Source organism: Rhodospirillales bacterium RIFCSPLOWO2_02_FULL_58_16 (assembly GCA_001830425.1).
Classification (GTDB): Bacteria; Pseudomonadota; Alphaproteobacteria; order Rhodospirillales; family 2-02-FULL-58-16; genus 2-02-FULL-58-16.
Genome location: MIAA01000012.1, coordinates 26,532 through 40,512, shown reverse-complemented (window position 1 = coordinate 40,512; position 13,981 = coordinate 26,532). Strand labels below are relative to the sequence as shown.

Genomic DNA, 13,981 nt, shown 5'->3' with positions numbered 1-13,981 from the left:
CCGCAGTCGGGAACCGATCTCGGGCTGGTGCGCACAAAGGCCGAGCCGCAAGGCGACGGCAGCTATGTCATCACCGGGACCAAGATATTCATTTCCTCCGGCGAACATGACTTGACGGATAACATCGTCCATCTGGTGCTGGCCCGCGTCCCCGGCGCTCCTCAAGGCATTCGGGGAATAAGTTTGTTTCTGACGCCCAAACGCAAGGTTAACGCCGACGGCTCGCTCGGCGAAGCCAACGCCGTTGCCTGCGGCTCCATCGAACACAAGATGGGGATCAAGGCGTCGGCCACCTGCGTCCTTAACTTTGACGGGGCCGTCGGTTACCTGGTGGGCGAATTGAACAAGGGCATGCGGGCCATGTTCGTCATGATGAATATGGCGCGGCTGTCCGTCGGCGTTCAGGGTCTCGGCGTCGCCGAGGCCGCCTACCAGGGCGCCGTCGCTTACGCCCGCGAGCGTCTGCAAGGGCGGGCGCTTGCCGGTCCCAGATACCCCGACAAACCGGCCGATCCCCTTATCGTCCACCCCGACATCCGGCGCATGCTGCTCACCATGCGCGCCAACATCGAGGGCTGCCGGGCGCTGGCGGGCTGGACGGCCCGCAACATGGACATCATGGAGCGCCACGCCGACCCGGAGGAGCGCCGCAAGGCCGAAGACCTGGTGGCGCTGCTTACCCCCATCGTCAAGGCCCATCTCACCGACATGGGTTTCGAGGCGGCCAACCTGGGGGTTCAGGTGTACGGCGGTCACGGCTATATCCGCGAGAACGGCATGGAACAGTATGTGCGCGACGCCCGCATCACCCAGATTTACGAAGGCGCCAACGGCATTCAGGCCCTCGATCTGGTGGGGCGCAAGCTGGGCGCTCATACCGGGCGCTACCTCAGGAGTTTCTTCCACCCCGTCGCCGCCTTTATTGAGGCGCATCAGGGAGACGGGGCCATGGAGGAATTCATCGGGCCGCTGGCCAAATCCTTCTCCCGCCTGCAACTGGCTACCGGCCGGATCGCTCAAAAAGGTCTCGCCGACCCCGAAGAGGCGGCGGCGGCAGCCACCGATTACCTCAAGCTGTTCGCCCTGACGGCGCTGGCCTATGTCTGGGCCATGATGGCCAAGTCGGCCTCGGCCAAGGCGGATAACGACCCGACCGGCTTTTACAAAAACAAGACGGCGACGGCGCGTTTCTTCATGCAACGCCTGTTGCCCCAAACCGGCGGTTTATTATCCGCAATCATGTCCGGCAAAAGCGCGGTGATGGATTTCGACGAGGAAGCGTTTTAGGGGGGATTATCGGCCTCTGTGTTTCATAAAACAGTGCTTATTCCGGTCAACGCGCCGGGCGTTAGCTTACGGCAACCTCCCCCGCCCCCTCCTTCGTAAGGAGGGGAAAGTGCAGTGGCTGCCATAAGGCGGCTATCCGCCGGCCAATACTGTCCGCGCCCGCTTGTCGGCGCCGGAAGGCAGCGGCGCCGTCTTGTCGGCGATCCAGGCGGCGATGTCGCGCCATATGGTTTCGGCTTTCAGGTCGCGCAGCAGCATGTGATAGCCTTCTTCGTAGAGGGCCACGGTGAACTTGTCGGCGTTGCCGGCGGGCAGGCTTTCCAGCATCCTGTATGTGGGCTTCTTGGGGATGATCTCATCCTTTTCGCCGTAGAGGATCAACGTAGGCGCGTGGAGGCGGGCCGATGAGGCCAGCGCCTCGTCCATCAGATCGGCCAGGCCGTAGATGGCGTCGATGCGGGTCTTCTTGATGACCAGAGGATCGCGTCCCAACGCCCGCAGCATCTCGATATTATCGGAAGCCTTGAGCTTGAGGCCGCGCCCGGTCAGTTCCGCCCACGGGACGGTGTGGGCGCCGATCCACAACGCCCATGTCTGGTAAAAGGGCATGGTCTCGCGTCCCCACACCGCCGGCGCCGAAAGGATGACGCCGTCAACCTCGGGCGCGTCCTTGCCGGTCATGGCGGCTATCGCCACGGCGCCGCCCATGCTTTCGCCGAGCAGGAAAAGGGGAACGCCGGGATGGGTAATCCGCATTTCCCCGACAAACGCCTTGAGGTCATTGACGTAGGCCGCAGGGCCGGGCCACAGTCCGCGATTGGGCGCCCGGCCGAAGCCGCGCTGGTCGAAGGCATAGGCGGCTATGCCGTGGCCGGCCAGAAAGGTTCCGGGATCGGTGAAAAAGTTGCTGTAGTCGTTGAAGCCGTGCAGGGCGATGACCACGGCTTTCGGCCCGCTGTCGGGCAGCCATTTACGCACAGGCAGGGAGGCGCCGTCGGCGGCGATGAAGCCGTCCGTGGAAAGAACCGGGCCGGCTATCTCCGGTCCCGGCGGCAGCACGGTCGGCGTGCAGGCGGCGACCATCAACAGCATGATGGCTGATATCCGCTGTTTCATTCTTTATCTCCGTGGCGGCCGGTCAGATGCAGAAAGATGTCTTCCAGTTCCGTCTCCCTGGTCGTCAGATCGACGATGGTAAGGCCGGCGTCCCGCAAAGCGCCCAGAATCTCGCCGCAGTTGACCTTGCTGGGGGGATAACGAAAGACCAGTCGGCGGGCATTTCGACGCTCGACATTAAATCTGCCGAGACTTTCGGGGACGGCGTCGATGTCTTCGGCCAGCGTTACCGTCATCTCCTTGGCGTCAATGTGGCGCAACAGGGTCGGCGTAGAATCACAGGCGATCAGCCGCCCGTGGTCGATAATGGCGATCTTGTCGCAAAGCTCTTGGGCTTCCTCCAGGTAGTGGGTGGTAAGCAGGATGGTGACGCCGTTTTCGTTCATCTTGCGCAGATGGCTCCACAGTTGCCGGCGCAACTCGACATCGACGCCGGCGGTAGGCTCGTCCAGCACCAGCACACGCGGCGAATGCACCATCGCCTTGGCCACCAGCAGACGGCGGCGCATGCCTCCGGACAGGCGGCGGGCGTAGATGTCGGCCTGCTCGGAAAGACCGACCGCCGCCAGCACCTCGTCGATGCGGCGCTCGCGCCGGGGAACGCCGTAAAGGCCCGCTTGCAGGTCCAGCGCTTCACGCGGCGAGAAGTAAGGGTCGATATTCAGCTCCTGGGGGACGACGCCGATGGCGCGGCGGGCGGCGCGCATGTCCGCCTCGATATCATAGCCCCATACCCGCGCCTCTCCCGAGGTTCTGATGACCAGCCCGGCGAGGATATTGATCAGCGTGGATTTGCCGGCGCCGTTGGGTCCGAGCAGCCCGAAAAACGAACCTCGCGGGATGGCCAAAGAGAAGTCCCTGAGCGCCTCGTTGGTTTTATTGCCGCCGGGGGCGGCGTAAGTTTTACAGAGACCCACGGTCTCAACGGCATTCTCGGGGGCATTTTTGATCATGAACAGCCAACGGCATTGAAAGCATCAAGGCCAATCGCTATCATCAGGGCGTCCTGCCGGTCAACGCTTCTTAAGGGTAAACATCATGATGCCGGAAGAATATGAGGTCGTAACAAGCGCCGGAGTCAGTTGCGATGGAGGCGGCCCTTTGGGCCATCCCAAGGTCTACCTGATGATGGGAAAAGACGGAAAGATCGTCTGCCCCTACTGCTCGCGCCGCTACGTTCTCGCCGAGGACGCCGGACAGACGCCGGGGCATTGACGGATGATCAATGGGGATGCCTGTTTTTAGCATTGTACAGGTTCTTGATGTTAAAGGGAGCCATTTCGCCCGGCGTCCCAACCGGGGAGGTGACGGGGTCGCCGTCTATGTAGTCGTACCCCGCGCATACTGCGGCGCTGATGAGGCTTCTTGTTTTTAGGCCGCGCGCGTAAATTTTGAAGCCTTGTTGTTCCGCCCGTTCGGCAAACTTGTTGATGCCGTCAACGAGTTTGGCTTCGGGTTCGTTCAAATTTGAAATATCGAATCCTATGGCGTAAAAGCCGAGTCCCGCAAATTTCGTAAAATCCCTGTTGTCCAAACGAACGCGGATGAATGCGTTATCGTTGGATAATTTTAACAGAAGTATGGCTTCTTCCAGGCGATTGCGGGGCGCCCCCTGGGGAATGCCGATCAGTTCAAACAAAAGACTGTCATGAAATTCTTTAGGCGTGGATTTGGTGATTTTCCTGTACTCGCTCCGATGGTTGGGTTCGGTCAGGGTCACATAGTGAACGGGAACGATCAGAACGGCTTTTCTCCCCTGTGACATCAACAGATTGAGTTCATTCGCGGCCTCAAGAAGGCAGGAGCCGTCATGCTCGGCGTTGGCGTGCGACCCGGGACTTGTCAGCACCGCCGCGCTTCCTACCAAAAAGGCTCCTTCCGAAGAGACCCGGGCGGGAATGCAGACATGAGCCGCCGTGACTCCCTTCTTCACCAGCCACATGGGCCGATAGACAAATTTCAGATGGCCGAACGAATATTTCTTTTTTTCGTGGGGGGACAGCCTCGCCAGGAATTCAATTTCCTCGCGGAACTTGGCGACTTTTTCGTCAATCGCTTCCTCGCCGGAGGTTTCCTCCACTGAATCGTCCGATTGGGAAGGAAGAGCGCGAGGCAGGTCCGAAGGCGTAAATATCTCGTGACGTTTAATGCCTTTCAATTGGCCATGGTCGATTTTTTGGGAGAATTCTTCAAGGTCCAGCCTGCTGATGGAAAGCCCTTTTTTGGGGTCCATGGTCGTCGCGGCGACTTCGATGAGCGACGAGTTGGCTTTTTCGCCGAAAATTCTCAGGGAAATCTCCTCGGCGATCAGGACGCATCTGAGTTGCCCCTGCTCCGGCGTAAGCCGGGAGAAAATAATGACATAGGCGGTATCCTGATAGGACGTGAAAACATCATCGCGGGAAGTATGCCTGCTGATGGATTGGTGGATTATGGCGTGGACTTTATCGGCCATCCTCGGCCACTTTTCGCCGAAATGCTTTTTAATATTGGACAACCCGATGATATTGATCCCCCCCGCCGCCAGGTTTGGGCTATTTCCCGCTATTTCTTTGATTTTATGGGCGAAATCAGCGGCCTCCAGGGGGAGATAGCAGGATTTTTCCCGGGCGGCGCTTTTACGGCTTATGACCGGGGTTTTAACGGGAGGCCCTGCGGGGCGCTTTGCCTCTCCCTGGTCATGAGTTTGAAACGCTTTAGTGAAAAGCCTTATCAGGCGAGCCGCAATAGTCATGAGAAGGCTTATCCGTTCTCCATCGCCATCAACACGGCGCCGAGGAGTTCCTCTTTGGTAAAGGGTTTGGGGAGAATGGCGTGCGCCCCCATTTCCTTGGCATATTTCAAGAAATCCAGATTATGAACGCGCCCTCCGCCGGAAATCGCCACGATTTTAATATCGGGATATTTGCTTCTGATTTCCATGGTTGTTTCGACGCCGTCCATTTCCGGCATGATCATATCGGTAATGATAAGCTCCGGCGGACGCGAAACGACCATCTCCATTCCCTGCTTTCCGTTGCCGGCCAAGGACACTTCAAAGCCGACCTTTTCCAGGATCATCTTGATGGTCTTGCGGACCATTTCTTCGTCATCAATTACAAGAACGTGGGTCATTTGGCCTCATTCCTAATGGTTGACTGCATTATAATCGCTTTCCCCGGCGATGTCCCGTCCATTGTAGGGCGAGCCTATAAAATTAGCACTTCTCGCCATTGCAAGGCATGATAGATTGATTCCATGGAAAATGATCTGATCGACACCGGCGTCCTCGTTGTTGAAGACGAAGCGGTCGTTATGAGCGTCATCATCATGGTGCTGAAAAGGATCGGATTTTCCCGAATCCGGACGGCCCGTGACGGCTTGGAGGCTTGGGCGACGTTCAGGGATCACAACAGGGAACTGGGCCTGATAATCTGCGACTGGAATATGCCGCGAATGGCGGGCATCGAGTTCCTTCAGGCTGTCCGGAAAATCAGTCAAATTCCCTTTATCATATTGACGGGACGGGGCGATGTTGACGCCGCGCTCCAGGCCAAGGAGGCCGGCGTTTCCGCTTTCATTTACAAGCCGTCGTCGCCGAGACAGTTGACCGAAAAGATATTGTCCCTGTTAAAACCCAAGAAAGACGACAAGAGTGAAGAGCAAGATCATATCAAGATTGATTAATGCCTGAGTGGTTATTAACGGATAAAATCCGGAGTCGAAGAGAGAATTACCGGCCTGTGTGTTTTGACACAGAGGCGCAGAGGCGCAGAGAAGACCAAGCAAAGGTTTTTCTTCCTGCCTTTTTTTATTCTCCTCTGTGTCTCTGAGCCTCTGTGGTCCAAAAAACGGCGCTTTTTTCACTCAACGCGCCGGGCGTTAGGGGTATCGGCGGCAACCTCCCCTCCTTTGTAAGGATGGGAAAGTACGATTATGATCAACTCATGGGGCTTGAATTCGAGGTGTTATCGTTGTCCATTATCAGCGGAAGGTAAATCTCGAAGGTCGTTCCCTCGTCCTTCTTGCTGCTGACCGTAATCGCCCCTCCCATTCCCTTGACGCTGCCGAGAACCATAGGCAGGCCCATGCCTGTTCCCTTCCCGACCTCCTTGGTCGTGAAGAAGGGATCGAAAATCCGCTCCAGGGTTGCCTCGTCCATTCCGCAACCGGTATCCCTGACCGTCAGTTTCACATAACGGCCCGGTTCCAGGTCCGCAATGCGGACCTCGTCGCCTTCATGCAGTTCGATTTCCTCAAGCGTGAATTTGATCGTTCCATGTTCCTTGCCGATGGCATGACAGGCATTCGTGCCGAGGTTCATGATGGCCTGGTGAATTTCCGTCGAGTTGGCCATGACCGTCTTGCCGAGGATTAAAACATCGGCCTCGATTTCGATGGTGGTCGGAATCGTCGCCCGCAGAAGTTTTAGGGCATTCTGGAATATATCGGCGATATCCACGGCCTTCATTTCTATTTTGTCCACCCGGCTGAAGGCGAGGATTTGCTGGACCAGTTTCCGCGCCTTGTCGGCGGCATCCATAACGACTCCCAGGTCCTCCCGCATGGGACTTCCCGGCGGAAGGTCATCAACGATCATCTCGGTGATGCCGACAATGGGAACCAGCATATTGTTGAACTCATGGGCGATGCCGCCGGCGAGTTGCCCCAGCGATTCCATTTTCCGGGATTGTCGGAGCTGCTCCTCAAGGTCTTCCTTTTCTTTCCCGCGCCGAACTTGTTCGGTGATGTCCTGAACGGTGCTGAATATCTTGACGGGATCGTCATGATTGACGGATTTCACCTCGCTATGCACTTCGCCCTGTTCACGGATATGTTTGACGGTTCCATCTTTCAGAACGATGCGGTAACTGATGTCATATTGCGTTCTGTCGGCGAGAGCCTTCTCGACCGCCTGATGCACGAGCAAGCGGTCTTCAGGATGCACGAGTTTTGTGAGGGGAGCGCGGGTAATCTTGCCCTGCCGGGGCTTCAGATCGAAGATGCGGACAGCCTCATCGGAACAGACAAGTTCGTCCGTTAACATGTTCCATTCCCAGTTGCCCAGCTTGACCATGCGTTGGGCCTCGGCCAGCCTCGCCTTGCTGTCTTGCAGGAACGCGGCTGTCTGCTTGTGGCTGTCGCTTTCGAGGGATAGCTGCTGGGTCCGCCGCTTGACCCGCGCCTCAAGCTCTTCGTTGAGTTTTTTAACCTCTTCCTCGGCCAGGCGGCGTTCGGTGATGTCCTGAATGGTGCCGATGACGTAATTCACCGGCTTCATTTTGTCCCCGATAGTCTCAATGATGTCATGCATGTACCGAACCTCGCCGTTCGGACGGATAATCCTGTATTCAATATCCTTGACTGAATGGGCAAGCAGGCAATTCGCCATGGATTCGAAAACACGCTCCCGATCATCAGGGTGGATGGTGTTTTCAAAAATCTCCTGGGTAGGGGGAGCGCCCGGAGGAACCCCCAGAATTCGGTAGGTTTCCTCGGACCATGAATGTTGACTGGTGCCGATGTCCCATTGCCAACTGCCGATGTGGGCGAGGCGCTGCGCATCGGCAAGACGATTTTCACTTTCCGACAGCCTCAGCAGCACAGGATTGCTGATGCGGTAGAAAATAACCGCCCCCAGGATAATGGCGACAAGGGTGATCAAAATAATAATTGCCGTAGCCTTGACGAACGGCATGCGAATCTCGGACAGGTTAATCTTGACGACGATCCCCAGGTTTAGAACCGCCACCGGTTCATATGCGGCGAGAACCTTGGCGCCACGGTAATCAAGGCCGACTATCGACCCGGATCGCTCCTGAAGCGCCTGGCGCATGGGTTCAGCCAGATTCGAATGAAAGAAGGGAACCGTCTCCGGATGGTTCATGATTGAATCCCGGTGTCTCAGTATGAAGACGATCCGGTCGCCGTCCCGGCGGGCCATCATGAATTCCCCCGTTTCACCGAAGCCCTTTAACCTGTCGTGGGCATCCCTGATTTGCGCAAGGGTCGCGGCGGCGGCGCCTCCGGGGTAGTCGTTGCTGTATTGTTTATCGAATCGGGCCATGGCTTCGATCAGACGCGCCCGGCTTTGCGCCGCTTCGATCAGACGCGACCGCTGTTCCTCGAATGCGGTATTGTATAAAATGCCGATTATCGCGGCCCCGTTGGTTACGGCAATGATCCCGATGATGAAGATCAGAACCATTATGTTCTTGCGGCTGTAGGCGGACTTTTTAAGGTCGCCGAGTTCAAAGCGAACCCTCTTGATAAGAAGCGCGGACAGCGCCATCACTGATGCCGCAATCAAAATCGTGGTCAGGGCTGCGGTCAAAATGGTTCTCAGTCGGAGGGCGTTAATCGTGCTTGCGCTCTCCAGTTCGTCTTGACGGACGACGGCGTCCAGGTCGGCGAGCAACTCGCCCCGCGCCATCTCCGACAGAATTTTAACGCCCGCCTCATTCCTGCGGCTCTCATCATCCGAGGCCTTCTCTTGAAACAGATCGCGGGCAACCTTGAGAAACGCCTTGACGTCGCGGTCAACGTAAGCGTTCGGGCCGAAATACAGCGACCTCATGCTTGCGGAGAGGTCTCCCGCAAGGCCGAGCTGCTTATCTCCATTGACCAGCCCATGGTGCGATTGATCCATGGCCTTAACGGCGTCGAGGTAATCGCCGTATAATTTCACGTCCTCCGTCGGACCGCCGAGATGTTGAATTTCCTTGGCGAGAAGGGCAATCCGCTGGGACAACATGCGTTGGCGACCGCTGATGTTTATCCGGGCGCCGGCGCTCTCTTGAACGGAGATGAGCTGATCAAGCGAAAAACAAACAAAAGAAAAAGCCGCCACCATAACGCCGACAATGACGGCGTAACTGACAACCCGGTACTTGATGAACAGATCACGCAACTGAATCGAACCTTTTAAACGGCTTGGGACGACAAGGATAATCGACTTTCCAGAGCGGTTTGCGACCGAATAGAATCATCCCCCCTCACCCGGCTTCGGGTAAGGCGCGTCGTGCCGACGCACCAACCCTTCGCATCCCTCTCCCCCGCCGCTTGCGGGGGGAGGGTGAGGGGGGCGCCATCTGATCGCAACCCGCTTTAAATTATCCGGGAACTCCATTCTTGTCAGAAGTTTATATTATTCAGGCGTGGCCGGCGGTCCCGGACAACATTCTGGGGTCGATTCCGATCTTGGCCATGGCCCGGCGCCATTTGTTGTCCAGGTCGGGGCCGAAAATAAGATCGTCGTCGGGCGCAACGTGAAGCCATCCGTTGGCTTTGATTTCTGATTCCAGTTGTCCCGGCCCCCAGCCGGAATAGCCGAGCGCCAGAAGGCTGCGGCGCGGGCCGGCGCCCCCGGCGATATCCCTGAGGATATCCACGGTGGCGGTCAGCGCCACCTCTTCGTTTACATGAAGCGTTGTTTCCCGGCTGTAGTCCGGAGAATGAAGAACAAATCCGCGACCGGACTCCACGGGGCCGCCGGAGTGGATAATGATCTGCTCATAGCTGCCGACGGCTTCGATGCCCAGTTGCCCGAGAAGATCGGGAAAGGTCATGGCGTTCAGCGACCGATTAATGACAAGGCCCATGGCCCCCTCGGCGCCATGGGCGCATACGCAGATTATCGTTTCGGCAAAACGAGGGTCCATCATCCCCGGCATGGCGATGAGCAGTTGTCCGGTAAGGGTTTTTCCTAATTGAATCATCATTTCACCCTAACGCCTTGCCCAGGGCCAAAACTCATTAAATTCGTGAAATTCTGTGACATCAAAATGACCGAGGGGCAAGGAGAATCGGCGAAGGCGGGCCTGAAGGCCCCCGGCGAGCCGATTTTCCGCTACCCATTCGGTCATTCTGATGTCACCCTTCTCGGGCGCGGCGGAAAAGGCGACCGGACGTCTTCAAAGGCCTCAACCGTAGCAAATACTACGCTTTTCGGCCTTTTCATAGCCGGGCCGCCTTTTCTGCTTCGCGCAGAATTCATGAATTTAATGAGTCTTGGCCCTCAGCAAAAACAACCCGGTTCGCCGTTTCAATCAGGACCGATCCGGCTCGCCGTGCGGATGGCGGTTTTCCGCCTTTTTTCCGCCTTTTTAAAGGGCTAGTTTAAGCTGGCATGTTTTATCTCGGATCAATAAAGACGCAGTGGGCGTCGGCGGCGGCGTTGTTGGCGGCGTTTATGCCCGGCCACGCCCTTGCCGAAGCGGCGGCCTCGAAGTGGGCCGATTCCGACTTTACCGGCGTTCGGCTGATTTCCGCCGTCGAGGCGACGGGCGGGCTGGAGTCGGTGTCGCTGGGGCTGCATTTCCGTCTCAAGGAGGGCTGGAAGGTCTATTGGCGTTCGCCGGGAGACGCCGGCTTTCCGCCGCGCGTTGATTGGGCGGGTTCGCAAAATCTTGAAAAGGCCGTTTTGTCGTGGCCGGCGCCCGAGCGGTTCTCGATCCTGGGATTTGAGACGCTGGGCTACAAGGACGAGGTGGTGCTGCCGATCAGCGCGATTCCTTCACGCATCGGCGAGCCTGTAAGTTTCGCCGCCGCCGTCGATTATCTGGCGTGCAACAAGATTTGCATTCCCGTCCGGGCGGAACTGACCCTTGACCTTCCGGCGGGACCGCCGCTGCCGAGCGCCTTCGTTTATTCCATCCACCGTTATGCCGTGCGTGTGCCGGGCGACGGCGCCGCCCACGGCGTGACCATCGAGCGCGCCGAGGCGTCGGGCGGAGGAAAGGATGCGGCGCTGAGAGTCAGCGCATCCGGCATTATCCCCTTTGTTAAACCCGACATGTATATCGAAGGGCCTGAGGAACTACAGTTTTCAGCGCCCAGGGTGCGCTTGAGCGACGGCGGGCGGAGCGCCCTGCTGGAGGTTTCCGTCAGCGGCGGTAAAGACCGAAACGGCGGGCTTGTCGGCAAAAACCTGACCATCACCATCGTTGACGGGGCGCGTTCCGCCGAGCGGTCGCTTACGGCGCTCCCCGGCGCCGCCCTCCCGGCGGCGGAGAAGGCAGGTCAGCCGTCGTTGCCGCTGATTCTGGTTATGGCGCTGATCGGCGGCCTGATCCTCAACCTCATGCCTTGCGTGTTGCCGGTCCTGTCGATCAAGCTGCTCGGCGTCATTCGCCACGGCGGCGGCGAGCGGCGCAAGGTGCGTCTCGACTTCATCGCTTCGGCGTCCGGCATCCTGTTTTCATTTCTGGTTATGGCCGGCGTTCTGACGGCGTTAAAGGCGGCTGGGGCTTCCGTCGGCTGGGGCATTCAGTTCCAGCATCCGTGGTTTCTGATCGCCCTGACCCTGCTGGTGACGTTGTTCGCCTGTAACCTGTGGGGCTTTTTCGAGTTCAGGCTGCCGAACGGCATTTACAATATCGGCGAACATTCCAGCCATGCGCACGGCCTCGGCGGCTCCTTCGTCTCCGGCGTCTTCGCCACCCTGCTGGCGACGCCGTGCTCGGCGCCGTTCCTCGGAACCGCCGTCGGCTTCGCCATGACTCGCGGCGCCGCCGAAATCTTTGCCGTTTTCACGGCGCTCGGCGTCGGTTTGGCGCTGCCCTTTCTGGCGATGGCGGCGGCGCCGGGACTGGCGACGCGGCTGCCCAGGCCGGGACCGTGGATGAATAGTCTGCGGCGCGTCCTCGGCGTGGCCATGGCGGCGACGGCGGCATGGCTGCTCACCGTTCTTGTCGCCCAGGTCGGCATTGTCGCCGCCGTCGTGATCGGGGTTATGATGACCTTCGTCGGGGCGGCTCTTTACGCCGGTCGTCGCCTGGGGCGCGCTTCGGCCATGGTTGTGATCGCGCTTTCAGCGGCGGCCTTTGTAACGCCTAATGTGCTTTTCTCAGTCGCCCCGCCGTCCGTCGCCGGCGGCAATGGAGAACCGGAACTTCGGTGGACGCCCTTTGACGAGGCGGCCATCGCCGGGTTGGTCGCCGGCGGCAAGGTGGTCTTTGTCGATGTCACCGCCGACTGGTGCATCACCTGCATCGTCAACAAGAGATTCGTTCTTGCCAAGGGGCAGGCCTTCGCTCGTCTGTCCGGCGATTCGGTGACGCTCATGAAGGCCGACTGGACGCTGCCCGACGAAAATATCTCCAGGTATCTGGCCGGCTTCGGGCGTTACGGCATTCCGTTCAACGTCGTTTACGGGCCGGGGGCGGCGGACGGCCTGCCCTTGCCGGAACTGCTGACGCAGGACGCCGTGCTGACCGCCCTCGACAAGGCGGCCCTATCTCCGTCGGCTTCGTTGCGGTGAAATTATGCCAACGACCATTGACGATGATTCGTTGTCGGTTGGGTTAGATGTGGAAAAGTCCTCCCCCTTGCTTCAAGGGGGAGGTCAGGAGGGGGTATTGAGCAACCTCCCCTAACCCCTCCTTGGTAAGGAGGGGAAAGCGTTGGGGTCGCCAACTGCGGGTGTTACTTTGTTTTATTCCCGGCGATGGCCTCGCGGGCCAGGGCGTCGGCGCGTTCGTTTTCCTCGTGGCCGGAGTGGCCCTTGATCCACAGCCATTCCACGTCGCGGCCCAGCAGCGCCTCGTCCAGGCGTCGCCACAGGTCTTCGTTCTTGACCGGCTTCCTGCCGGCGGTTTTCCAGCCGTTGCGCTTCCAGTTGTGAATCCACTTGGTGATGCCGTCGCGCAAGTAGGCGCTGTCGGTGTGCAGGCGAATGTCGGGGCCGCGTTTTATGGCCTCGATTCCCCTGATCGCGGCCATCATCTCCATGCGGTTGTTGGTGGTCTCGGCCTCGCCGCCGGACAGTTCCTTCTCGTGGCCTTTCCAGCGCAGGAGAGCGCCCCAGCCGCCGGGGCCGGGATTGCCGCTGCATGCCCCGTCGGTGAACAGGTCAACAGTGTCGCTTTTGTCGTTCTTCATGGTCACGCTCTGTTTAAGTTTAACAGCCCCCTAATGTAACTTCGTTTGCGCAATAATGCTACGCGGTTGTGTCAGGCTATGATAGCGAAGATTGACATCGGGTCGCGGGAGGCCCATATTTTCAGGAAAAGGAGGCCCCGCCATGAACTTCAGCCTGACGCCGAATCTTGAACAGTTTGTCCGCGACCGCGCCGCGTCCGGGGATTATAACAACGCCAGCGAAGTGGTGCGCGAGGCGATCCGGCTGCTGAAACGCACCGAGGAGCAACGCGCATTGAAACTGGAGCGTCTGCGTACGGCGGTCGCCGGCGGCGACGAGGCTTTGAAGCGGGGCGAATTCACGGAGATCGCCTCCGAAGAAGACCTGGACGCCTTCTTTGACGATATGTAAACGTCTGCGCGTTTCCGCCCCCGCCAAGGCCGATCTTGCCCACATCGGCGACCATACCCGGCGCGTGTGGGGGGCGGCGCAAAAGCACAAATATCTCGGCCTGATCAAGGATAAATTCAATGCGCTCCGGCGAATGCCCGGTCTCGGCGCATCTCGCAACGATATCGCCGCAGGCCTCCGCGCCCTCATGGCTGAACGGCACATTATTTTTTATCGCGAAACGCAAACCGAATTGGAAATCGTCCGCGTTTTACATGGGAATATGGATGTCGAAGCCTTGAGAGAGGGAGTATTATCTGTCGAGCTTTGAATCTTGCGGCCTGAACC

At 58.6% G+C, this 13,981-nt stretch carries 12 protein-coding genes and 1 pseudogene (1 of these 13 running past the window's edge); 6 read left to right on the top strand and 7 right to left on the bottom strand.

Features of this window, described 5'->3' with window-relative positions; translation table 11 throughout:
- Positions 1-1,287 (top strand): annotated as a pseudogene (locus tag A3H92_00700) (acyl-CoA dehydrogenase); it begins 439 nt to the left of the window's first position.
- 132 nt (positions 1,288-1,419) lie between these two features.
- Here the strand turns inward: A3H92_00700 and A3H92_00695 are convergent.
- From A3H92_00695 to A3H92_00680, 4 genes are all read right to left on the bottom strand, one after another.
- On the bottom strand, positions 1,420-2,403 hold the full coding sequence (locus A3H92_00695; protein ID OHC76114.1) for an alpha/beta hydrolase: 984 nt from the start codon (positions 2,401-2,403) through the stop codon (positions 1,420-1,422).
- Complete coding sequence (locus A3H92_00690) at positions 2,400-3,356, bottom strand: multidrug ABC transporter ATP-binding protein (GenBank protein OHC76113.1); 957 nt, start codon at positions 3,354-3,356, stop codon at positions 2,400-2,402. Before A3H92_00690 ends, A3H92_00695 begins: the two co-directional genes overlap by 4 nt.
- Before the next feature lie 269 nt (positions 3,357-3,625).
- Entirely contained in the window at positions 3,626-5,137 is a 1,512-nt protein-coding gene (locus A3H92_00685) for a hypothetical protein (protein OHC76112.1), read from the bottom strand.
- Between the two features lie 8 nt (positions 5,138-5,145).
- The gene (locus A3H92_00680; protein OHC76111.1) at positions 5,146-5,517 is read right to left on the bottom strand and encodes a hypothetical protein; all 372 of its coding nucleotides are present in this window, start codon (positions 5,515-5,517) and stop codon (positions 5,146-5,148) included.
- A gap of 123 nt (positions 5,518-5,640) precedes the next feature.
- On the opposite strand from A3H92_00680, the gene A3H92_00675 reads away from it, so the two are divergent.
- Positions 5,641-6,069, top strand: coding sequence for a hypothetical protein (locus A3H92_00675; protein ID OHC76110.1), 429 nt, complete (start codon positions 5,641-5,643; stop codon positions 6,067-6,069).
- A 253-nt stretch (positions 6,070-6,322) separates the two neighbouring features.
- Here A3H92_00675 and A3H92_00670 read toward each other — a convergent pair whose 3' ends face one another.
- Complete coding sequence (locus A3H92_00670) at positions 6,323-9,292, bottom strand: hypothetical protein (protein OHC76109.1); 2,970 nt, start codon at positions 9,290-9,292, stop codon at positions 6,323-6,325.
- A 241-nt stretch (positions 9,293-9,533) separates the two neighbouring features.
- The gene (locus A3H92_00665) at positions 9,534-10,103 is read right to left on the bottom strand and encodes a hypothetical protein (GenBank protein ID OHC76108.1); all 570 of its coding nucleotides are present in this window, start codon (positions 10,101-10,103) and stop codon (positions 9,534-9,536) included.
- 42 nt (positions 10,104-10,145) lie between these two features.
- Here A3H92_00665 and A3H92_00660 point away from each other — a divergent pair, with 42 nt between their 5' ends.
- Positions 10,146-10,499 carry a hypothetical protein gene (locus tag A3H92_00660; GenBank protein OHC76107.1) on the top strand — a complete coding sequence of 118 codons (354 nt, stop codon included), beginning with the start codon at positions 10,146-10,148 and terminating at the stop codon, positions 10,497-10,499.
- Positions 10,500-10,510: 11 nt separating this feature from the next.
- A complete protein-coding gene (locus tag A3H92_00655) occupies positions 10,511-12,643 on the top strand; it encodes a hypothetical protein (protein ID OHC76106.1) in 2,133 nt (710 codons plus the stop codon).
- A gap of 164 nt (positions 12,644-12,807) precedes the next feature.
- Here the strand turns inward: A3H92_00655 and A3H92_00650 are convergent, their stop codons facing one another.
- Complete coding sequence (locus A3H92_00650) at positions 12,808-13,263, bottom strand: ribonuclease HI (GenBank protein OHC76105.1); 456 nt, start codon at positions 13,261-13,263, stop codon at positions 12,808-12,810.
- Positions 13,264-13,405: 142 nt separating this feature from the next.
- On the opposite strand from A3H92_00650, the gene A3H92_00645 reads away from it, so the two are divergent.
- Together A3H92_00645 and A3H92_00640 are read left to right on the top strand one after the other, a co-directional pair.
- Positions 13,406-13,654, top strand: coding sequence for a CopG family transcriptional regulator (locus tag A3H92_00645; GenBank protein ID OHC76104.1), 249 nt, complete (start codon positions 13,406-13,408; stop codon positions 13,652-13,654).
- Positions 13,647-13,964 carry a hypothetical protein gene (locus A3H92_00640; GenBank protein OHC76119.1) on the top strand — a complete coding sequence of 106 codons (318 nt, stop codon included), beginning with the start codon at positions 13,647-13,649 and terminating at the stop codon, positions 13,962-13,964. The genes A3H92_00645 and A3H92_00640 overlap by 8 nt, the downstream gene beginning before the upstream one ends.
- Positions 13,965-13,981: the final 17 nt, after the last annotated feature.